The following is a 19728-nucleotide window of genomic DNA, read 5'->3' on the forward strand; positions in this document are numbered from 1 at the left end:
TGAGCGGGCTTTTAAACCCGCTTTTTTATATCGTGTCGGTAATGCCGAGAAAATAGTCCGCCGACACGCCGAACTCGACCGCCATGCGTTTAAGCATGTCGTAGCCGGGCTTTGCTTTTCCTTTCAGCCATTCGCTAACTTGACTTTGTTTTATACCTATTTTTTGCGCGAATGCAGTTTGAGTAAGTCCGCGAAGTATTAAAAACTCTTCCAAAATTTCGGAAAAAGACAAATCCATATTTATATATTATAGAATATTCTATTAAATGGCTTGACGTATAGAATATTCTATTCTACTATAATTATGTTTTCACAGCAGAAAATATGCAAATAATTTAGAAAAAGGAAGGTTTTTATGAGAACATATGAAGAACTGAAAAACGAATGTTACTTTAGAAAAAAAGGAATCGATGCGGTTCTTGAAAAATTATATGTGAATGAAGAAATTATTACGGTTTTATACGGGTGCTATTTTTTAACGGATGCAAACCGTATGATTTCGGTGGACGAGCATGTCGGTGGCAATAGCTTATTAAAGAACTATACTTATAATATTTCGATTTGCGATTTAAATTTGTAGACCCTAAAAAAATATCTTTAAATTATTACAAAGAGGGGCTTATTTTTAAAACTAAATATGCCGTAATTAGTTATTCAAGTAGGCTTACGGTAAATAACAATAATGATTTTCAATCAATAGAGAACGCCTCGTTTTCTATAAAATGCAGTAGCGATATGGCGGAACAATATTATAATGTGCTTTTGAGTCACATTAAAAAATATAAAGCAAAAAGCAAGGTAAAAAGCGAAAGCAAATCGTCTTCGAGTGCGTCTTCAAACATAGCCGAGTTAAGACAAATGTTGGAAGACGGTTTGATTGATAAAGAAGATTTCAAGGAATTGGTAAAAGCAGCGAAAAATTAGTAAAAAATAGCAAGTGTAACTGCGCTTGCTATTTTTATGAACGAAAAAGATTAAGGAGCCGTTGCGTTTTGCAATAGCTCCTTTCGTTTAATTCAGTATTGCTATAAACAAATTCAAGTACAGCGCGAACATTAGCCACGCTTGATAGGGAATTAAGAGCGCGCCTGCGGGGTTGGATACTCGGAACGCGCAAATTATAAGCGCAAGATTTAAAGCCACGAGCGCGGCGAGCCATAAAAAGCTGAAAATATAGAGCTTTAAGGTGAAGAACGCGAACGGCCAAGCGAGCATTGCCCCAAACTGAATAAACCATAAAATCGCGGCGGTTTTTCTGCGCATTGCGAGCGATTCGGTTATAGCGGTTTTTCTCAAAATGAAAAACAACGAAAGTCCTATCATTGCGTAAAGAATGCTCCACACAACTGGAAACACTGCATCGGGCGGTGTTGCCGGCGGAAGGGCAAGAGAATTGTAGCCCGCTTTGCTGCCGGAAAAAAGACCTGAAAGCATGCCGAGCAACAGCGTGCCGAAAGTGGTTGTTATAAAAAGCGGAATACTCGCTCTTCTTTTAAGATGTGCGGTTTGCGCCATAATTTAGCTATCCTCCGTGTTCGATTAAGGATAGTTTGCGCCGCGCGTTCGGTTTTTATCCGCGTTTAAAAAAGATGAAGCGCGTAGTCGTTTAACAGCATAAACACCGAAAGCAAAAACAGATAAATCGCAAAACCGTCGAGGCTGTGCTTTTTTAAGAGTTTAAGCATAAAAGTGACAGCCGCAAGTCCGCTTGCAAACGACGAAACGAGAGCGGCAAAAAGCGCCGCCGCGCCTACGTCGGCGCCTACGCCGTGTAGCGCAAGCTCCACAATGCTCGAACCTATAATTATGGGAATTGATATAAGAAAAGAAAAGCGCGCCGACTGTTCGCGGTTGTAGCCGAGAAGAGTTGCGGTTGCCATAGTAACGCCGCTGCGGCTGAGTCCGGGAAGCGCGGCTATTCCTTGCGCCGCGCCTATTACGGCGGCGTGAGGGTAGAGCATACGCTTTTCTTCGTTTTGTCCGGAAGCAAACCCGCAGCACAAAAGCAGTATGCCCGTTATAATAAAACAGTACACAAGCATTGAGCCTTCGAGGATGTCGCGGAAAAAGTACGATATTGCGCCCGCTATAATCACGGTGGGAATCGTTGCGATTATTACCGTTCTCACTTGGCGGGAAAACGGTTTTTTAATTATTCCCGCAATGTCTTTGCGCATGGCTAAGCAAACGGCGGCGAGCGTGCCCAAATGACACACGAGTTCGAACCCGACGCTCACTGTTCCCACGCCTAAAAATTTTCCGAAAAGCAAAAGGTGTCCGCTGCTCGATACGGGTAAAAATTCGGTTAGTCCCTGAACGAGTCCTAAAATTATCGCTTCCAATACGGTCATGCTCTATTTATATGAGCGAGCATGCGCAAAAATAACGTACTAAGGCGCTACTTAAACAGCGTTCGCCAAAATTAGCGCAATACCTTTTGCGCGGTGCGGCGTTTATTCGTTTGTGTAATTCGAAAAAAAATGTTATACTTTATATGCGCGCCGAAATTGCGGCGTGAAAGAGAGAAAACTAATGTTTAAAATTTGGGCTAAAACAATCAAGAATCACAAAATTTTGCAAAGCTATCTTTACCATAGCGCCGATAAATTCAATCCCGACGATTTTTTATATTATTTAACCGACATTTGCCACGATATGGATATTCCCACGCCGGTAATATTAAGCAGTCATGTTAAAAATTACACGCAGTTCAATATTGCAAAGTTTCGTTCCACCGACTTCGTGGAACATGTGGGATTCGATTTGTTGCAGCTCGAAAACGCGAGCGAATAAAAACTTTTAGGCAAACGGGAGAACGGGGCTTAGAAGCGGTTTTAATTGACATTGCGCGGCAAATAAGTTACAATAGAACGAAAAAATAAAACACAGGCGGAACAATATGAATATTACCGAAAAAATCATTAAAGCGCACCTTATTAGCGGCGATATGAAAGCGGGAAGCGAAATCGGACTCAAAATAGACCAAACGCTAACGCAGGATTCTACGGGAACTATGGCGTATCTTCAATTCGAGAGTATGGGCGTAGACAAAGTTAAAACCGAATTGAGCGTCGCGTATATAGACCACAATACCTTACAGTCGGGATTCGAGAACGCCGACGACCACGCGTACATACAGTCGGTTGCTTTAAAACACGGCATACGCGTGTCTAAGCCGGGAAACGGAATTTGCCATCAAGTTCACCTCGAACGGTTTTCTAAACCGGGCAAAACGCTTATAGGCTCCGACAGCCATACTCCCACTTGCGGCGGCATGGGAATGCTTGCAATAGGGGCGGGCGGGCTTGACGTTGCGCTTGCTATGGGCGGCGCTCCGCTTTATCTCAATATGCCCAAAGTGGTTAAAGTGGAACTTAAAGGAAAGCTGACTCATAACGCGGCGGCGAAAGACATAATTTTGGAAGTGCTTAGAATTCTCACCGTTAAGGGCGGCGTAGGCAAAGTTATGGAATATTGCGGCGACGGAGTTAAAACTCTTTCGGTGCCCGAGCGCGCAACAATCGCCAACATGGGCGCGGAACTCGGAGCTACGGCGTCGGTTTTTCCGTCCGACGAAACGACGCTCGCGTTTCTTAAAGCGCAGGGGCGCGAATCCGACTTCGTGCCGCTTTTCGCCGACGCAGACGCAAGCTACGACGAAAGCATTGCAATAGACCTCGCTAAGCTTCGTCCGCTCGCGGCGTGCCCTCACAGCCCCGACAGCGTGAAACCCGTGTCGGAGCTTAAAGATATTAAGGTTGACCAAGTTTGCATAGGAAGTTGCACTAATTCGAGCTATGCCGATATGCTTAAAGTGGCGGCTATATTAAAGGGCAAAACGATTGCGCCGAGCGTGAGCCTAACCGTTAGTCCGGGTTCCCGTCAGGTTTTAACAATGCTCTCTAAATGCGGCGCTCTTGCCGATATTATATCTGCGGGCGCGCGCGTGCTCGAATGCGCCTGCGGACCGTGCATAGGAATGGGGCAGTCGCCCAAAACGAACGCGGTGAGCGTTAGAACGTTTAACCGCAATTTCTACGCTCGCAGCGGAACGGCTTCGGCGAACGTGTATCTTGTAAGCCCCGAAACTGCGGCTTACACGGCGCTTTTCGGCAAACTTACCGACCCGTCGGATTTTCCCGAAGTGAATGTGCAACTTCCCGAAAGGTTCGAAATAAACGACAATCTTATTTTAAAGCCCGAAGATTTTTCGGACGTGGAAATAGTTCGCGGACCTAATATAAAACCTTTTCCCAAAGCGAAAAAACTCGAAAAGAAGATTAGCGGAAAAGCTTTAATTGTGTGCGACGACAATATAACCACCGACCATATTATGCCGTCGAACAGCAAGCTGTTGCCGTACCGTTCTAATATACCGTATCTTTCCGACTACTGTCTTAATCCCGTAGACCCCGAATTTTCTGCGAGAGCGAAAGAAAACGGCGGCGGGTTTATTGTGGCGGGTTCGAATTACGGGCAAGGCTCGAGCCGCGAGCACGCCGCTCTCGTGCCGCTTTATTTGGGCATTAAGGCGGTTATCGCGGTGTCTTTTGCGCGCATACATCAAAGTAACCTGATAAACAACGGCATTATGCCGCTCGTTTTCGAAAATCCCGCCGATAAGAAAAAGATTGCCGAAGGCGACGAGCTTTATATTGCGGACGCGCTCTCCGAAATAATGTCGGGCAGTAAAATTACCGTTGTGAACAAAACGAACGGAGCGACTATTCCTACGGTTCTCAGCCTTAGCCCGCGCTTAAAAGAGGTTATGCTCGGCGGCGGCGTTTTGGCGTTGAGCGCGGCAAAATCGAAGTAAGTTTTACAGTGCTTTCAAATGGTTTGGAGGATATTGCAAAATCATGAATAAGTTGTATTCGAATATTATATCCATTTTAAAAGACGACGGCAGAACCCCGCCCGAGACTGTTGCGGTTATGCTCGGCAAGCCTCTTAAAGAAATAACCGACGCTTTGGCAGATATGGAAAAGAGCGGCGTTTTGGCTAAATACACAGTTCTCGTAAACGAGTCTCGGCTCGGAAGCGACGGAGTGCAAGCCTTAATAGAAGTTAAAGTAAGCCCGCAGTTTTCTCACGGCTTCGATAGCATTGCCCAAGACATATACCAATTCGACGAAGTGAAAAGCGTTTATCTTATGTCGGGCGCCTACGACCTTGCGGTTTTTATAGAGGGAAAAACGCTCCGCGAAGTTGCCGGTTTCGTTAGCGAAAAGCTGTCGGTTATGGATAAAGTGCTTAGCACCGCCACGCATTTTATATTAAAAAAATACAAATCGGACGGAGTTGTGCTCGAAGACGAAAAAAGCAAAAGGCTTGCGGTGAATCCGTGACGCCGCTCACATTCAGCGCTTCGGAGGCGGCTCTATGAATTACGACGAAATTATAGGAAAGACGGCGCATTCCATTCCGCCGAGCGGCATTCGGCGGTTTTTCGGAATTGTGGAGGAAGACCCCGACGCGATTTCGCTCGGAGTGGGCGAGCCCGATTTCGTTACCCCTTGGGAAATACGTGACGCGGCTATAAAGTCGCTTCAAAAAGGATACACGGCTTATACCTCGAACAGCGGTCTTAAAAGATTACGCGAGGAAATAAGCGAATATCTTTTTTCGCGGTTTAACGCTAAATATTCGCCCGACGAAGTTATGGTTACAATCGGAGCGAGCGAGGCGATAGACCTTAGTTTGCGCGCGCTTTTGAACGCGGGCGAAGAGGTGCTTGTGCCCGACCCGTCTTACGTCAGCTATTGCCCTGCGATAGCGCTTGCGGGCGGTGTCGCCGTGCCTGTTGCGTGCAGTCCCGAAAACGGTTTAAAGCCCACGCCGCAAGCTGTCGAGGCGGCTATAACGAAAAAAACCAAAGCTGTAATACTTCCGTATCCCAATAATCCCACAGGAGCGGTGCTCAATAAAGCCGAGCTCGAAGCGATTTGCGCCGTTATAAAAAAACACAACCTTATCGCCATATCCGACGAAATTTACGCCGAACTGACATATTCGGGGCGGCATGTTTCGGTTGCGGCGCTCGACGGTATGGCGGAACGCACCGTGCTGATTTCGGGTTTTAGCAAGGCATTCGCCATGACGGGCTGGCGAGTGGGGTATGTTTGCGCGCCCGCCGAAATTCTCGGGGCAATGCTGAAAATACATCAATACACTATTATGTGCGCGCCCACTATGAGCCAGTACGCCGCGTTGGCGGCTCTCGTTACCGGCAAAGAAAGCGGGTTTGCGGCGGTGGAAGAGATGCGCGACAAATACGACATGCGCCGCAGGTTCGTTGTGAACGCGTTCAACGAAATGGGGCTGCAATGTTCGGAGCCGAGCGGCGCGTTCTACGCTTTCCCGAGCGTGAAATCGCTCGGGCTTACGGGCGAGCAGTTTGCCGAGCAATTACTGCGCGAAAAGCATGTGGCGGTTGTTCCCGGCGACGCGTTCGGCGCGGCGGGCAAAGAGCACGTTCGTTGCAGCTATGCCACAGGTATGGCGCAGCTTAGCGAAGCTATGAAGAGAATAGGCGAATTTGTGGCGTCCCGCAAATAAATTTGACAACGGTAAGCCACTTGCGTTATAATATTATAATAAATCGGCAAAAGTTTGTTTGTAACGTTTAAACGTTGAACTTTCGATATAAAAAAGAATAACAGAGTGTAAAAAAAGGAGAAATAGAAATGGCAGAAATTTTTATGACCGCCGAAGGCAAAAAACAGCTCGAAGAGCGGCTCAAAGATTTAAAGGTGAACGGCAGAGCGGAAATGGCGGAAAAAATTCGCGTGGCGCGCGAATTCGGCGACCTTAGCGAAAACGCGGAATACGACATTGCCAAAGAAGAACAGGCTAAAATGGAAGCGGAGATTATAGAAATCGAAGCGAAACTCCGCAACGTTCAAATAATAGACGAAAAAGTTAAGGGCGACAAAGCCGACGTCGGAAGCAAGATAGAAATAAAAGACGTTAAAACGGGCGCAGTGTATAGCTACACCATTGTCGGCACTCACGAATCCAACCCTATGGAAGGCAGAATTTCCAACGAATCGCCTATCGGAAAGGCTGTGCTCGGCAAGCGTAAGGGCGCCGAAGTTGTGGTTAAAGCGCCTATGGGCGACGCCGTTTACAAGATTGTCGATATAAAGTAAACGCGGATAAAAAATTCGTTTTAAAGATTCCCAAAACAAAGGAGCGCGACTCGCAAAAATGGAAAACGACAATCTTACCGAAGAAAATTATAACGAAATAGTAAAGGTGCGCCGCGAAAAACTCAAAAACCTTGTGGACGCGGGCAAGAATCCTTTTGAAAAAGTGCGCTTCGAGCGCACCGCTTATTCCGCCGACGTGGTGAACAACTTTTCCGAATTCGACGGAAAGAGCGTGCGTCTTGCGGGCAGACTTTTAAGCAAACGCGTTATGGGCAAAGCGAGCTTTGCCCATCTTCTCGACGGCAAAGGCAAAATTCAACTGTACGTCAGCATAAACGATTTGGGCGAAGAACAGTACGCCGAGTTCAAAAAGAGCGACATAGGCGACATTTTCGGAATAGAAGGCGAAGTGTTTATGACGCACAAAGGGGAAGTGAGCGTAAAGGCTAAGGCGGTTGAACTTCTTTCTAAATCGCTCTTGCCGCTTCCCGAAAAGTTTCACGGACTTAAAGACAACGACCTCAGATACCGCCAGCGCTACGTTGACCTTATTGTGAATCCCGAAGTTAAAGAGGTTTTCGAATCGCGCGGCAAAATAATATCCGCGATTCGCAGATGTCTTGACGAACGCGGGTTCACCGAAGTGGAAACTCCTATTTTAAATACGATTGCGGGCGGCGCGTCGGCGCGTCCGTTTATAACCCACCACAACACGCTCGACCTCGATATGTATATGAGAATAGCGCCCGAGCTGTATTTAAAGCGCCTTATAGTAGGCGGGTTCGACAGGGTTTACGAAATAGGCAGAATGTTCCGCAACGAGGGAATGGACATAAAGCACAATCCCGAATTCACAATGATGGAGCTTTACCAGTCTTACGCCGACTATAACGACATGATGGACCTTACCGAAAGCATTTTTGCGGCGGCGGCAAAGGCTGTGGGCAAAAACGGCGTAATAAACTATCAGGGCACCGATATAAATCTTGCCGACAGGTGGGAGCGCCTGACTATGATTCAGGCGGTTAAAAAATATACTGGGCTCGATTTCGATAAGCTTACCGACAAAACCGCTGCGGATGCCGCGAAAAAAGCGGGCGTGCAAATCGACCCGAAAAAGTCGAGTTGGGGACATGCTCTATACGAAACGTTCGACCAACTTGTGGAAAGTAAGCTTATTCAACCTGTGTTTATAACCGATTATCCCGTTGAAGTAAGTCCGCTTGCAAAGCGTATTCCCTCCGACCCGCGCTTAACTTACCGCTTCGAATTCTTTATTTACGCGCGAGAAATGGGCAACGCTTACAGCGAGCTGAACGACCCCATAGACCAAAAAGAAAGGTTCAACGCTCAAATGGCAATGCGCGCGGGCGGCGACGAAGAGGCTCAGCAAAACGACGACGATTTCGTTACGGCGCTCGAATACGGTATGCCTCCCACAGGCGGGCTCGGCATAGGAATAGACCGCATGATAATGCTTTTGTGCGACTGCGCGTCGATTAGAGACGTTATATTATTTCCCACAATGAAACCACGCAATTAGCGGCGGCAGGTAATTACGCGTCTTTCGGTAACGGTTGAAAAAAAATTCGAGCGCTCGCAGAACAACAAGCTAAATGCTGTTGCCGCAAAAAATTGCGTTAGTTAAAATGTTGCCGCTCTTAAATCGGGTGTTGCAACAAAGTAAAAATTATGGATAACAAAGTAACGAAAAAGCGAATAAACGACCACCTCGAATACGATTGGTACAAATACCTTATTATTCTCGTTTTGGGCATAGTATTGTTTTATTTCGCCTTTTCGCAGATTAACCGCACGCGCGACTACGAGGACGTGAATATTTTCGTGTCGTGCTACGAAGCCGACGACAACCGCTTTACGGACAGAGTGCTCGAAGACATGACGCGCCAAAACTATGAAAACGCAAGATACGGCGAGGCGGTGCTCAGAGAAATTTCGTTCGAAACGCAAGACCCTCTCGGCAAAGAGTATTCTACTCTGTTTCAAACTCACGGCATGGTGTCGAGCGACGTGCTTATTTTAGGCAAATCGTTGCTCGAATCGATGGGGGCAGGCTTTTTGGTGCTCACCGACGAAATTTTGAACGACTACATTTTGCCCGGTTTAACCGCAGACGGCAATCCCGACGGCGCGGCTCTCGGCATAAACGACTTACAATATCATTATGTGAAACGCGAAGACGGAACGGAGCTCAGAACGGGAATTAAGGTAAGCGGTTTTTCAAATCTTCCTTTTAAAACAGATTGGCGCAGCGTTGAGCAATACAAAGAACAATATTCCGAAGTGGAAGAAAACGAACAGCCCGACGACGAATTCTATCTTGTTATAAACACGTCGAGCGTGAACATAGGCGGGTTCGGAAAGAAAGCCAAAAAAGCCAACCGTCAAACGTTTTACGTTGTGAACAGATTTATTAAATATTACCGCGTGAGAGTATGATTGAGCGCGGTGAAAAAAGAGGTTACATTTCCGCTTTATTAAACGAATATGCGTCGGGCGGCTACGATTCGTATCACACGCCCGGACATAAGGGCGAGTTCTGCCCGCGCGACGTTACCGAGCTTGGAATAGGCGGAAAAATTTTCCCCGCCGACGCCGTGATAAGGGCGCAGGAGCGCACCGCAAAACTTTACGGCGTTCGCGCCGTTCGCTATCTTACGAACGGTTCGAGTATAGGCATTAAAGCGTCGCTTTTATTGTTTCGCGGCAAAAAAGTGCTGTTCGCGTCGGGCGCACATAAAGCGTTTGCCGACGGGTGCGAGCTTGCGGATATAAAACCCGTTCCCATTGCTCGGCACGGAGAGAAGTGCGTGGGCGGCGCGGTGTTTACCTGCGGTTGCGGCAATTTGCCCGCTCCGCTCGAATTTTCGGAAGCGGAAGAAGCTTTAAAGCGCAATCCCGACGCAAGCGCTCTGTTTATAACGTCGCCCGATTATTTGGGCAGAACTGCCGACATAGAAATTGCAAAGCTTTGCAAATCGCGCGGAGTGGCTTTAATAGCCGATTCCGCTCACGGCGCGCATTTCGCTTTTGCGCCCGAGCTCGGAAAATTCCGTTTCGACAACGTTGCGGATTTGTGCAACATGAGCGCGCACAAAACGCTTGGGGCGTACACTCAAACGGCTTTGCTTGCGGTAAACGAACCGCGCTTTTTGCCCGAAGCGGAACACGCTCTCGGGTTGCTCGGAACTACGAGCGAAAATTACGCGCTGTTGGAACGGCTCGAAAATTCGGTGCTCGAAGCGTCGGCGAATTTCGAATGTTACGCCTATTTAAAAGAAGTGTCGCAAAAAATTCGAGCGGTTGCCGACGTTTTGCCTAATTCGGATTACACGAGAATTTGCGTAAAGCCGAGAGCGGGAACAGCCGAAGAACTGTTCGATGCGCTTTATAAAAAAGGAATCGCGTGCGAGGCGGTTATAAACGGCAGAGTGGTGTTCATATTGACGCCTTACGATTCGGAAGAAAAACTCGCTCGGCTAATTAAAGAGCTTACGGAGAAAGCATGAAAGGAAAGTTCGTTACAATAGAGGGCTGCGAGGGCGTTGGCAAAAGCACGCAACTCAGGCTTTTAAAAGAATATTGCGAAACTCGCGGAATAAACGCGTTGTTCACGCGCGAACCGGGCGGTTGCGAACTAAGCGAAAAAATTCGCGGAGTTATTCTCGACCCGCAAAATTCCGAAATGAGCGACATGACCGAATTGCTTTTGTATTGCGCGGCGCGCAGCCAGCACACCGAAACGGTTATAAAGCCCGCGCTCGAAAACGGAATAACTGTTTTTTGCGACAGATATTCCGATTCGACCGCCGCTTATCAGGGGTATGCTCGCGGAATAGACGTTTCTACGGTTGAGGCTCTTAACCGCGCGGCAATGTGCGGAATAAAAATCGATTGCACCGTTTTTATAGACGTGCCGCCCGACAAAGGTTTTGCGCGCAAAGGCGGAGCCAAGCAAACCGACAGGTTAGAGCGCGAAACGCTTGAATTTCACCGCAAAGTATACGACGGTTTTAAAGCTATAATAAGCCGAGAACCCGAAAGATTTTTATGTTTTAAAGCCGAAGGCACAAAATACGAAACGCACGCGCAAATTGTGGAAGCGCTCGCAAAGCGCGGCGTGTTCGGAAAAAGCACGGGAGAATAGGAAACAAACTTGCAAAGCCGTCATGCACAACTTATAGCTTCGTCGCATGCGTTCGCGGAGCTCAAACGCGACTGTAAAGAAAACGTGTTGAAGCATGCGTATATTTTCGAGTCGTCGGATTTTGCCGCGCTCGAAACTCTTTCGGCAATGTTTATTTCTTGCGCCGAATACGGCGAAGTGAGCGAGTTTGTTTTAAAACGCGTTTTCGACGGCGGATATATAGACATTGTGCGAGTGCCGAGCGCCGAAAAAAACGGCAAAATGGACGTTGAGGACGCCGCCTATATAACCGACACCGCGTATTTCACGCCTACCGAACTGAAAACAAAATACTATATTATAGCGGCTGAAAACGGCATGAGCGCTCCCGTGCAAAACAAGCTTTTAAAAACGCTCGAAGAGCCGCCTTCGTCGGCAAGATTTATAATTTTTACGGCGGGCGGGGATTTGCTCCCTACGGTTTCGTCGCGGTGCAGCTCTGTGCGTCTCGAAGAATTTTCGGTGGAGGATATAGAGCGCGAGCTGATAAACGGCGGAACCGACGAGCTTACGGCACTGTTTTCGGCGGCGGTTGCGCGCGGCAACATAGGCTACGCCGAAAAAATAGCTTCCGATTCGGGATATAGGCGAGCCTACGAATCGGCAATGAACTTTTTGCTTAACGTTAAGCGTTCGCCTCAAATTTTGCCTGCGGCGGGTTCGATAATAGCCGAGAAAGAAAAATTCGGAGCGTTCGTCGATTATCTCGAACTTATATTCCGCGATATTATGGTTTATAGGGAATGCGGGGCTTCGGCGATAGTGTTAAAACCTGCAGCGGGAGACATACTAACGCTGTCGCGCGAGTACGACACCCGAACATGCCTTGCGCTTATGCCGCTTTTAACCCGCGCGCGCGACAGAATGAGGCTTTACGGTAACGCGGCAAGCTGCGCCGACGAATTACTTTTTTCGATTTTGGAGGTAAAATCAAAATGCCTGAAATAGTGGGAGTTAAATTCGACTTCAATCCCAAAATTTATTACTTTTCGCCCGGCGAGTTACAGCCGCAGGTAGGCGACGACGTTATTGTGGAAACGAGCAGAGGAACGGACTACGGCACCGTTGCAATGCCGCTTTCCGAAGTGGATAACAAGAAGATTGTGGGTAAGCTTATGCCCGTAACCCGCATTGCCACGCCCGAAGATAAGGAAAAGCACAAAAAGCTTCTCGAAAAGAGAAAAACTTCGTACCCTCAAATCGCCGAAAAAATTCGCGCGAGCGGGCTTGAGATGAAGCTTGTGGGGGCGGAATACACGTTCGACGGCGGCAAGCTGATAATATATTTCACAGCCGACGGGCGTGTGGATTTTCGCAATCTTGTGCGCGACCTCGCGGCGTCGTTCCATACGAGAATAGAATTAAAACAAATAGGCGCGCGCGACGAGTGCCGCATGATGGGCGGAATAGCGCCGTGCGGACGCGCTTGTTGTTGCAGCGACCACATGTCGGACTATGCGCATGTAAGCATTAAAATGGCTAAAACGCAAAGTTTATCGCTTAATCCCGCGAAAATAAGCGGACTGTGCGGACGCCTTATGTGTTGTTTGGCTTACGAAAACGAATACTATGCCGAAGTAAACAAAAAACTGCCCAAAATAGGCAGCGTGGTAACTGCCGTAACGGGCGAGACGGGCACCGTTATAGGAGTTAATCAATTAAAGAAAACGGTTAAACTCAAAATAGAGAATAAAGAAAAAGATTCGGTAACTATTTCCGATTTCGAGCTTAAAGACATAAAATTCGCTCCCAAAAACGCGAAGCCGCAAAAAGAGGAACCCGACGACGACGGGGAAGAACTTTTAAAGCTTGAAAAAGACTGAGTTTTATCTAAAAAACAATTTACAAAAATTATGTTTCATGATATAATTTGTGCATAGCGGATAAACTTTACGGGGTCGATTCCGCTATGCCAAACAAAAAATAAAAAGTAAAGGAGAACACACAAATGCCCAGAGTAATCAACGACGAATGTATCAAATGCGGCAACTGCGAAAGCCAGTGCCCCGTTAGCGCTATCAGCGAAGGCGCCGACAAGTACGAAATCAATGCCGACGAGTGCATCGATTGCGGAGCTTGCGAAGGCGGCTGCCCTGTGGGAGCGATTAGCGAGAAGTAATTTTTCGCTGTTTTTCCAAAAAAAAGAAACTTCGGCTTTGCGTTAAAAAGCCGAAGTTTTTTTATATAATCGCGCATACTAACGGCGTGAAAAAGTCGGACTCTAAACTTAAATTTTTGAGCGGGGCGAGCATACTCACCGCCGCCGCTCTCGCCGGAAAGCTTATAGGCGCGCTATACCGTATTCCTCTTACGCGCGTTATAGGCGCGCAAGGAATGGGAATGTTTCAATCGGTGTTTCCCATGTACGCTTTGCTCGTTACAATTACGGGCGGCGGGCTTACTGCGGCGGTTAGCAAACTTGTTGCCGAAAACGAGGGGGAAGAGGCGTGCCTTGCCGCAACGTTTTTTTCGCTGTGCGTGTCGGTTGCTGCGGCGCTCGCGGCGGCGGTGTTCGCGCGCAATATAGCGTCGGCGGCGGGCGCTCCGAAAGCGGCTTCGGCGCTGTTGATTCTTCTTCCGAGCGTGCCGCTTTCAGCCGTCTGCGCCGTGTTTCGCGGCTATTTTCAGGGTAAGGGTAATATGTATCCGTCCGCTTTCGGTCAGCTTATAGAGCAAATCGCTAAGCTTGCGGTGGGGCTTTCGCTCGCGTTCGCGCTCGCGCGCGTGTCGCTTGCCGCCGCAACCGCAGGGTGCGCGGCGGGAGTAACGGCGGGCGAAGCGCTGTCGGTTATATATTACATTTTGCGCTACAAAAAACACGAAAAACAAACCGCTTTAAAACCCGAAATTTTCGAAAAAGAATGTTGCGATTCCGCCGACGCTGCGGCGTTGTTGGCGGAGCCCGCTTCGTCGGTTGCCGACGCAAACGTGTTTTTTTCCGACGGCGTTCAGTCGGCGGAGATTGCCGCCGAGCTTTCGCCCGCAACTCTTTCTTCTAACGCGCAAACCGAGTCGGCGGCAGTGAAAACCCGCCGAAATGTGTTTTCGGGGCGGAGCGGCGAGCTTTTGTTGAAATTGTTGAAAGTTGCTTGCCCCATAACTTTCGGGCTTATGGTTTTGCCGCTGTGCCACGTTGCCGACAGCTTTGTGATAGTGAATCTTTTAATGCGCGCGGGCGCCGAGCACGCGAACGCCGTGTCGCTCTACGGGCTTGTTACCGGTCCTGTGAACGCCATTGTAAACATGCCCGCAGTGTTGTCGGTGGGGTTGTGCGGCACGTTGCTTCCCAAAGTGTCGAGGCTTATGGGGCGTGGCGAAAAGGTGGGAGGCACGGTGCGCCGCGTAACTGCGCTTTGCGCCGCTATGGGAATTTTCTGTTTTGCGGCAATAGCCGTTGGCGCGCCGCTCGCAATTCGCGTGCTATACGGAAACGAACTCGGAGTGCCGCTCGGCGAAGTGTCGGCGCTGTTGCGTTCGGCGGCTGTGTCGGTGCCTGCAATAGCAGTTATGCAAGCGGCTTCGGCTGTGTTGCAAGGCGGCGGAAAGGCTTACGTTCCCGCGCTGTCCCTTCTTATAGCGGCGGTGGTGAAAGAAGCGTTGAATTTTGTTTTGTTGCCTCGTATGGGAATTTACGGTTTTGTAGTGGCTACCGATGTGTTCTATCTTTTGGCTTGCGCGCTCGATTTTATTGCTCTAACGGTTTTCGTGCGCAAAACCGACAAGAAAAAATCCGCCTGAATTTAGGCGGATTTTTTATTCGTTTATGCAGAGAATGTCGTTAGTGTCAACGTCTAAAATTTTACATAAGTTCGCAAAAGTATCAAGCGCGGGCATTTTATTGCCGTGTAAGTAATGAGAAATCAACGATTGAGAAACTCCTAAAAGTCTCGCAAGTTCGGCTTGCGGCATGCCGCTTAGTTTAATCGCTTCGGCAAGTTTAATTTGAATTTGTTTAAGTGTAATCATAAGTCAATATTATTACCCACGGTAATAAAACGCTTGACTATTTACCATTGGTCATATTATAATGAAATAAATTAGTCGGTAACTATTTCGCGTTTAAAGCGGGGCGAATCAAAAAATTCTTTTAAACTTATTTCCAACCCCTCGCATATTCCGTAAATAGTAGAAAGCTTAACAGTGCTTGAACGAGGCATAGTAATAACGGTTGTTTGAGGTACGCCGCTCATGGTACATAAGCGATACATTGAAATATTGCGTTCTTTTGCCAAATCTTTAATTCGTAATTGTACGGCGTCAACTAATCGCATTTAGGCTACCTCTTAAAGTAATATATAGTATTGTATTATTTTTTTTAAATTTATTACCTTTGCGCGCCAAGCTGTTGGTGTGCCGACATATCAAAAAGGAGAAAAAAATATAATGACTGTTGCATTTATAGGGCATAGAAGAATTCCGAAAGACGAATCCTTTGCGGAATTGATACGCGATTGCATAGAATATTTAATCGTGAATGAAAAAGCCGACAAATTTATTTTCGGGGATATGACAGGAAGATTTAATAATTTATGTTGCAAAATAGTTCACGAATTAAAAGAAAAATATCCGCACATAGAAAGAATCGATATATGCGTGTCGTCCTATTATATAGGAAATGATTTCGGTGGAAAAATAGACGCCGTAATAGAACCGTCCTCAGTGGCAAAAGCCACCACTTTAAAACTTATTAAGCGGAACGAGGCTATGATTGATATGTGCGATTTGTTTATGTTGTATGGCACACGTCCGCCGGCGTTTAGCGGGTTCGGCACTGCAATCGCGTTACAATATGCGCTTTTACATAAAAAACCTGTTTTGAATATCGCCTCATTACTGTCGGAAGAAAAAGAGTATATAAATATTGAAGCGGTTAAAAAAATTATGGCAATTAAAAATTTGTCGGTTGAAAACGTATGTTCGTTATTACCTGAATTTGCCGAGCAATTTGAACAATTTTATAGCGGCAAATCGCAATGCGACAAAAATGTCCGGTTCTTGTTTTCGCTCGCCAAAGCCTTAGATGTTTCGGTGGGGAAAATATTATTGCAAAGTAAGCCCGCCAAACGTCCGCCTAAAGTTACGGCGGAACAATTAAAAGAGTTTAAAAAAGAATTATACGAAAGAAATATCCAAATCCGTAAAGAAATCGAGGAACTGATAGAGAAAAGAAAAAATACGCCCGAAAAGTAAATGTTATGAAATAACTTGCTTTTTCATTTTGCTTGGGGTATAATAATAGGTATGAAAATTTCGTTTGACGAAAGAGAGTTGAGCGGTGCTTTGCTATGCGGTCAGCTCGAAGTGAACAACAAGCCCACGCTAATGAGAAAAACTATTGCAGGCAAAAAGAACATGCTTGTAATTGTGGATATGGTTAAAGGCTTTTGCGAATTCGGCGCGCTATCAAGCAAGCGTTGCAAAGACGCGATTCCCGAAATCAAACGCGTTGCCGAGCTTATGCCCGACGCCGAAAAAGTTTTCGTGCGCGACTGTCATTCCGAGAAATCTGCGGAGTTCGGCTATTTTCCCAAGCATTGCGTTGGGGAAGAAAGCGAAATCGTATCCGAGCTGTTGGCGCTTGGCGGCGTTGAAGTGAAAAAAAATTCAACCGACGCTTTCATACAGCTTTTGAGCGCTCGGAGCAATCTTTTGGATTACGACAACGTGTTTATAACGGGAGTGTGCACCGATATTTGCGTTATGCAACTTGCTCTTTCGGTGCGCGCGTATATATCCGAATTTAACGGAAACGGCAACGTGGTTGTGCTTACTGACGCGGTGGAAACTTACGACAGCCCCACGCACAACGCCGACCTTTATAACATGATGGCTATAAAACTCATGGAGCAGTCTGGTGTGCTCGTGTTCAAACGTTTGGCTTAAAGTTTCGGTTCGAACGGAATCGATTGCAAATAGAAGGATATAATTATGTTAGACCTAAAATTCATAACCGAAAACGCCGATTTGGTAAAAAAGGCAATGTCTACGAGAAGCGGTTCTTACGACGTTGACAAAGTGCTTGCGCTTAACGCTCGCCGCAAAGAAATTATTTCTAAGGTTGAGGCAATGAAGGCGGAGCGCAACCGCGTGTCCGACGAAATCGCCCGTATGCGCCGCGAAAAGAAAAACGCGGACGAAGCCATTGCGGCGATGAAAAAAGACAACGAGGAAATAAAAAAGCTCGACGAAGAACTCGGCGTTATAGAAGCCGACTTAAAGCTTGCGGTTATGAGTATTCCCAACATTCCGCACGAGAGCGTGCCTTTGGGCGCCGACGACACCTTTAACAAAGAAATCCGCAAAGTGGGCGAGCCTACGAAATTTGATTTCGAGCCGCTTCCGCACTGGGATATAGGCAGTAAGCACGGCATACTCGACCCCGCGTGCGCGGCGAAAATAACGGGAGCAAGATTTACCGTTTATCGCGGATTAGGCGCAAGGCTCGAACGCGCGGTAGCAAACTTTATGCTTAACGTTCACACCGAAAACGGCTACACCGAAATATTCCCGCCGTTTATGGTGAACCGCGACAGTATGTACGGCACCGGTCAGCTTCCCAAATTCGAAGAGGACGCTTTCGCCGTTAAGAACACAAACTACTTTTTAGTGCCCACAGCCGAAGTGCCCGTAACCAACATGCATCGCGGCGAAGTGCTCGACTCTAAGGCGTTGCCTATTTATTATTGCGCCTACACCGCGTGTTTCCGCGCCGAAGCGGGAAGCGCGGGGCGCGACACTCGCGGGCTAATTCGCCAACATCAATTCAATAAGGTTGAGCTCGTTAAATTCTGTAAGCCCGAAAACAGCTATGCCGAACTTGAAAGTCTTACCTCAGAGGCGGAGCTCATACTCAAAAAGTTGGGGCTTCCGTACCGCGTGGTTTGTCTGTCGAGCGGCGATATGGGCTTTTCATCGGCAAAAACTTACGATATAGAAGTTTGGATGCCGAGTTACAACCGCTATGTCGAAATTTCGTCGTGCTCTAACTTTGAAGACTACCAAGCGCGCCGCATGAATATAAAATATAAAGAGAACGGTAAATCCGCGCTCGTTCACACGTTGAACGGAAGCGGACTTGCGGTAGGGCGCACGACTGCCGCAATTTTGGAAAACTTCCAAAACGCCGACGGCAGCGTGACGATTCCCGCCGCGCTCGTGCCTTATATGGGCGTTGAAAAAATAGGTTAAAAAAAGAAAAATTACAGACGGAGAACAATCGGAAAATGCGAACGTTCGGAAAGGTTATAACCGCGATATGCGACGGAGTGGCGAAAGTTTTTTCGTTTATTTTCGGCACGCTCGGATTGTGGTTGCCCACCGTTTACACCGTCGTTTTTTTGGTTGCTTGCGGATTATCCGACGTTAAAATAAGCGGCAGGTTGAGCGTTTTGTTCTACTGCGGACTTGTGCTTTCTGTGGTGCTCGGCTTCGCTTTTTCAATGTGGCTTCGCTCCAACCGCAAAAAGAGGGCGATAGAGTCGGGCGAGATTCACGAACGCGGAAAAAAGAAAAAGAACAAAGACAAAGCGCCCGTTTCGGGAGTTAATTCTTACGCGCCGTATCAATCGGCGCCCGCGTCGTACAACGGCGTTCCCGACGGCTACGCAAATCCTAATGCGAGCTACGGTTATTCGCACGGCAACTATATGCCGCCTCCGCAATATCCGCCCAACGGCTATTCGGCGCCTCATCAGGGCTATACGGCTCCTCCGCCCGCGCAAAGCGGCGGTTATATGCAAAACGGCGCCATGCCGCAGCAAGGCAACTACCAACAGGGGGCGTATTCGGGCGGTTATGCGCCGAATAACGTTCAAAACGGGTATCAAAACGGCTACGCTCAAAGCGTGCCCGCGCAATCGCGTCCTGCCGAAAGAACGGATAATTCCGACCTTGAAAGAAAATACTTTTCGAATAAGCCCGCGCCCGAACCCGAGCGTTTCGAGCGCACCGTTTCGTTCGATAGCGACGACGCCGTTAAAAAAGCTTACGGTATTCCCGACGAAAAAGAGGCGCGCAAAAAATCGACGGAATACAGTTTGGGCACCGACGAACTGTGGCGTAGGCTTACGGGCACCGACGTTCCCGACGAGCAACCGCTTGTTTTCCGCACCCGCAAAGACCCCGACTTATATGTGTACGAGTATTCCGACCGCTATCAATATTGGCGCCGCACCCGCAGCGGAATGGTGCTCGATAAAACCGAATTCAAAACAGAAACGAACCGCAGATAAAAAGAACCTCTTAGAAAGGTTCTTTTTTGTTAGTAAAAACGGCGAAAATTTTTAGCGGCGAAAAACAAAAACTTTATCGTAAAAAATTAAAAGCAATGAAAACGTTTGTATTTCTCGAATAGCTGTGATATAATATTTT

The 19728-nt window shown here is 47.6% G+C and carries 24 protein-coding genes; 19 read left to right on the forward strand and 5 right to left on the reverse strand.

Going from position 1 to position 19728, the window contains the following annotated elements; genetic code table 11:
• Window positions 1-25: 25 nt before the first annotated feature.
• Window positions 26-238 carry a helix-turn-helix transcriptional regulator gene (locus NFR62_RS05530; RefSeq protein WP_251615491.1) on the reverse strand — a complete coding sequence of 71 codons (213 nt, stop codon included), beginning with the start codon at window positions 236-238 and terminating at the stop codon, window positions 26-28.
• A gap of 117 nt (window positions 239-355) precedes the next feature.
• On the opposite strand from NFR62_RS05530, the gene NFR62_RS05535 reads away from it, so the two are divergent.
• Window positions 356-580, forward strand: a complete 225-nt coding sequence (locus NFR62_RS05535; protein ID WP_251615493.1) for a hypothetical protein — start codon at window positions 356-358, stop codon at window positions 578-580.
• Between the two features lie 155 nt (window positions 581-735).
• Window positions 736-924, forward strand: a complete 189-nt coding sequence (locus NFR62_RS05540; RefSeq protein WP_251615506.1) for a hypothetical protein — start codon at window positions 736-738, stop codon at window positions 922-924.
• 87 nt (window positions 925-1011) lie between these two features.
• Here the strand turns inward: NFR62_RS05540 and NFR62_RS05545 are convergent, their stop codons facing one another.
• Together NFR62_RS05545 and NFR62_RS05550 are read right to left on the reverse strand one after the other, a co-directional pair.
• Entirely contained in the window at window positions 1012-1515 is a 504-nt protein-coding gene (locus NFR62_RS05545) for a TspO/MBR family protein (RefSeq protein WP_251615508.1), read from the reverse strand.
• Window positions 1516-1580: 65 nt separating this feature from the next.
• Complete coding sequence (locus NFR62_RS05550; protein ID WP_251615510.1) at window positions 1581-2351, reverse strand: undecaprenyl-diphosphate phosphatase; 771 nt, start codon at window positions 2349-2351, stop codon at window positions 1581-1583.
• A gap of 181 nt (window positions 2352-2532) precedes the next feature.
• Here NFR62_RS05550 and NFR62_RS05555 point away from each other — a divergent pair, with 181 nt between their 5' ends.
• The 13 genes from NFR62_RS05555 (at window position 2533) to NFR62_RS05615 (ending at window position 15096) form a co-directional block, all read left to right on the forward strand.
• Entirely contained in the window at window positions 2533-2793 is a 261-nt protein-coding gene (locus NFR62_RS05555) for a hypothetical protein (RefSeq protein ID WP_251615512.1), read from the forward strand.
• A 106-nt stretch (window positions 2794-2899) separates the two neighbouring features.
• Complete coding sequence (locus NFR62_RS05560) at window positions 2900-4816, forward strand: aconitate hydratase (protein WP_251615514.1); 1917 nt, start codon at window positions 2900-2902, stop codon at window positions 4814-4816.
• A gap of 43 nt (window positions 4817-4859) precedes the next feature.
• A complete protein-coding gene (locus tag NFR62_RS05565) occupies window positions 4860-5348 on the forward strand; it encodes an Lrp/AsnC family transcriptional regulator (RefSeq protein WP_420851355.1) in 489 nt (162 codons plus the stop codon).
• 34 nt (window positions 5349-5382) lie between these two features.
• A complete protein-coding gene (locus tag NFR62_RS05570) occupies window positions 5383-6558 on the forward strand; it encodes an aminotransferase class I/II-fold pyridoxal phosphate-dependent enzyme (protein WP_251615516.1) in 1176 nt (391 codons plus the stop codon).
• 128 nt (window positions 6559-6686) lie between these two features.
• Window positions 6687-7151: a transcription elongation factor GreA gene (greA, locus tag NFR62_RS05575; RefSeq protein WP_251615520.1), complete on the forward strand. Its 465-nt coding sequence runs from the start codon at window positions 6687-6689 to the stop codon at window positions 7149-7151.
• Window positions 7152-7209: 58 nt separating this feature from the next.
• A complete protein-coding gene (lysS, locus tag NFR62_RS05580) occupies window positions 7210-8694 on the forward strand; it encodes a lysine--tRNA ligase (RefSeq protein ID WP_251615524.1) in 1485 nt (494 codons plus the stop codon).
• Window positions 8695-8843: 149 nt separating this feature from the next.
• Window positions 8844-9611, forward strand: coding sequence for a hypothetical protein (locus NFR62_RS05585; protein ID WP_251615527.1), 768 nt, complete (start codon window positions 8844-8846; stop codon window positions 9609-9611).
• Entirely contained in the window at window positions 9608-10681 is a 1074-nt protein-coding gene (locus tag NFR62_RS05590; protein WP_251615530.1) for an aminotransferase class I/II-fold pyridoxal phosphate-dependent enzyme, read from the forward strand. The genes NFR62_RS05585 and NFR62_RS05590 overlap by 4 nt, the downstream gene beginning before the upstream one ends.
• A complete protein-coding gene (gene tmk, locus NFR62_RS05595) occupies window positions 10678-11319 on the forward strand; it encodes a dTMP kinase (RefSeq protein WP_251615546.1) in 642 nt (213 codons plus the stop codon). The genes NFR62_RS05590 and tmk overlap by 4 nt, the downstream gene beginning before the upstream one ends.
• A gap of 9 nt (window positions 11320-11328) precedes the next feature.
• The gene (locus NFR62_RS05600) at window positions 11329-12306 is read left to right on the forward strand and encodes a hypothetical protein (protein ID WP_251615550.1); all 978 of its coding nucleotides are present in this window, start codon (window positions 11329-11331) and stop codon (window positions 12304-12306) included.
• Window positions 12294-13181 carry a PSP1 domain-containing protein gene (locus NFR62_RS05605; protein ID WP_251615553.1) on the forward strand — a complete coding sequence of 296 codons (888 nt, stop codon included), beginning with the start codon at window positions 12294-12296 and terminating at the stop codon, window positions 13179-13181. Before NFR62_RS05600 ends, NFR62_RS05605 begins: the two co-directional genes overlap by 13 nt.
• 125 nt (window positions 13182-13306) lie before the next feature.
• Window positions 13307-13477, forward strand: coding sequence for a DUF362 domain-containing protein (locus tag NFR62_RS05610; RefSeq protein WP_251615555.1), 171 nt, complete (start codon window positions 13307-13309; stop codon window positions 13475-13477).
• 86 nt (window positions 13478-13563) lie between these two features.
• Window positions 13564-15096, forward strand: coding sequence for an oligosaccharide flippase family protein (locus NFR62_RS05615; RefSeq protein WP_251615558.1), 1533 nt, complete (start codon window positions 13564-13566; stop codon window positions 15094-15096).
• 15 nt (window positions 15097-15111) lie between these two features.
• On the opposite strand, the gene NFR62_RS05620 is transcribed toward NFR62_RS05615, so the two are convergent.
• Together NFR62_RS05620 and NFR62_RS05625 are read right to left on the reverse strand one after the other, a co-directional pair.
• On the reverse strand, window positions 15112-15324 hold the full coding sequence (locus NFR62_RS05620; RefSeq protein ID WP_251615561.1) for a helix-turn-helix domain-containing protein: 213 nt from the start codon (window positions 15322-15324) through the stop codon (window positions 15112-15114).
• A gap of 71 nt (window positions 15325-15395) precedes the next feature.
• Entirely contained in the window at window positions 15396-15629 is a 234-nt protein-coding gene (locus NFR62_RS05625; protein WP_251615562.1) for a helix-turn-helix domain-containing protein, read from the reverse strand.
• A 112-nt stretch (window positions 15630-15741) separates the two neighbouring features.
• On the opposite strand from NFR62_RS05625, the gene NFR62_RS05630 reads away from it, so the two are divergent.
• The 4 genes from NFR62_RS05630 to NFR62_RS05645 are packed head-to-tail and all read left to right on the forward strand — an operon-like array spanning window position 15742 to window position 19589.
• Window positions 15742-16548 (forward strand): hypothetical protein, encoded by an 807-nt coding sequence (locus NFR62_RS05630; RefSeq protein WP_251615566.1) that lies wholly within the window; start codon window positions 15742-15744, stop codon window positions 16546-16548.
• 51 nt (window positions 16549-16599) lie between these two features.
• Window positions 16600-17241 (forward strand): cysteine hydrolase family protein, encoded by a 642-nt coding sequence (locus NFR62_RS05635; protein WP_251615569.1) that lies wholly within the window; start codon window positions 16600-16602, stop codon window positions 17239-17241.
• A 45-nt stretch (window positions 17242-17286) separates the two neighbouring features.
• Window positions 17287-18546 carry a serine--tRNA ligase gene (gene serS / locus NFR62_RS05640; protein ID WP_251615573.1) on the forward strand — a complete coding sequence of 420 codons (1260 nt, stop codon included), beginning with the start codon at window positions 17287-17289 and terminating at the stop codon, window positions 18544-18546.
• A gap of 35 nt (window positions 18547-18581) precedes the next feature.
• Entirely contained in the window at window positions 18582-19589 is a 1008-nt protein-coding gene (locus NFR62_RS05645; protein WP_251615578.1) for a hypothetical protein, read from the forward strand.
• Window positions 19590-19728 lie beyond the last annotated feature (139 nt).

Origin of the sequence: Pumilibacter muris (assembly GCF_943193045.1) — a bacterium.
GTDB lineage: Bacteria > Bacillota > Clostridia > Christensenellales > Pumilibacteraceae > Pumilibacter > Pumilibacter muris.

Excerpts from the sequence above, each read along its gene's own strand:
- NFR62_RS05530 (WP_251615491.1), bottom strand. The coding sequence starts at position 238 with ATGGATTTGTCTTTTTCCGAAATTTTGGAAGAGTTTTTAATACTTCGC.
- NFR62_RS05535 (WP_251615493.1), top strand. The coding sequence starts at position 356 with ATGAGAACATATGAAGAACTGAAAAACGAATGTTACTTTAGAAAAAAA.
- NFR62_RS05540 (WP_251615506.1), top strand. The coding sequence starts at position 736 with ATGGCGGAACAATATTATAATGTGCTTTTGAGTCACATTAAAAAATAT.
- NFR62_RS05545 (WP_251615508.1), bottom strand. The coding sequence starts at position 1,515 with ATGGCGCAAACCGCACATCTTAAAAGAAGAGCGAGTATTCCGCTTTTT.
- NFR62_RS05550 (WP_251615510.1), bottom strand. The coding sequence starts at position 2,351 with ATGACCGTATTGGAAGCGATAATTTTAGGACTCGTTCAGGGACTAACC.
- NFR62_RS05555 (WP_251615512.1), top strand. The coding sequence starts at position 2,533 with ATGTTTAAAATTTGGGCTAAAACAATCAAGAATCACAAAATTTTGCAA.
- NFR62_RS05560 (WP_251615514.1), top strand. The coding sequence starts at position 2,900 with ATGAATATTACCGAAAAAATCATTAAAGCGCACCTTATTAGCGGCGAT.
- NFR62_RS05565 (WP_420851355.1), top strand. The coding sequence starts at position 4,860 with ATGAATAAGTTGTATTCGAATATTATATCCATTTTAAAAGACGACGGC.
- NFR62_RS05570 (WP_251615516.1), top strand. The coding sequence starts at position 5,383 with ATGAATTACGACGAAATTATAGGAAAGACGGCGCATTCCATTCCGCCG.
- greA (WP_251615520.1), top strand. The coding sequence starts at position 6,687 with ATGGCAGAAATTTTTATGACCGCCGAAGGCAAAAAACAGCTCGAAGAG.
- lysS (WP_251615524.1), top strand. The coding sequence starts at position 7,210 with ATGGAAAACGACAATCTTACCGAAGAAAATTATAACGAAATAGTAAAG.
- NFR62_RS05585 (WP_251615527.1), top strand. The coding sequence starts at position 8,844 with ATGGATAACAAAGTAACGAAAAAGCGAATAAACGACCACCTCGAATAC.
- NFR62_RS05590 (WP_251615530.1), top strand. The coding sequence starts at position 9,608 with ATGATTGAGCGCGGTGAAAAAAGAGGTTACATTTCCGCTTTATTAAAC.
- tmk (WP_251615546.1), top strand. The coding sequence starts at position 10,678 with ATGAAAGGAAAGTTCGTTACAATAGAGGGCTGCGAGGGCGTTGGCAAA.
- NFR62_RS05605 (WP_251615553.1), top strand. The coding sequence starts at position 12,294 with ATGCCTGAAATAGTGGGAGTTAAATTCGACTTCAATCCCAAAATTTAT.
- NFR62_RS05610 (WP_251615555.1), top strand. The coding sequence starts at position 13,307 with ATGCCCAGAGTAATCAACGACGAATGTATCAAATGCGGCAACTGCGAA.
- NFR62_RS05620 (WP_251615561.1), bottom strand. The coding sequence starts at position 15,324 with ATGATTACACTTAAACAAATTCAAATTAAACTTGCCGAAGCGATTAAA.
- NFR62_RS05625 (WP_251615562.1), bottom strand. The coding sequence starts at position 15,629 with ATGCGATTAGTTGACGCCGTACAATTACGAATTAAAGATTTGGCAAAA.
- NFR62_RS05630 (WP_251615566.1), top strand. The coding sequence starts at position 15,742 with ATGACTGTTGCATTTATAGGGCATAGAAGAATTCCGAAAGACGAATCC.
- NFR62_RS05635 (WP_251615569.1), top strand. The coding sequence starts at position 16,600 with ATGAAAATTTCGTTTGACGAAAGAGAGTTGAGCGGTGCTTTGCTATGC.
- serS (WP_251615573.1), top strand. The coding sequence starts at position 17,287 with ATGTTAGACCTAAAATTCATAACCGAAAACGCCGATTTGGTAAAAAAG.
- NFR62_RS05645 (WP_251615578.1), top strand. The coding sequence starts at position 18,582 with ATGCGAACGTTCGGAAAGGTTATAACCGCGATATGCGACGGAGTGGCG.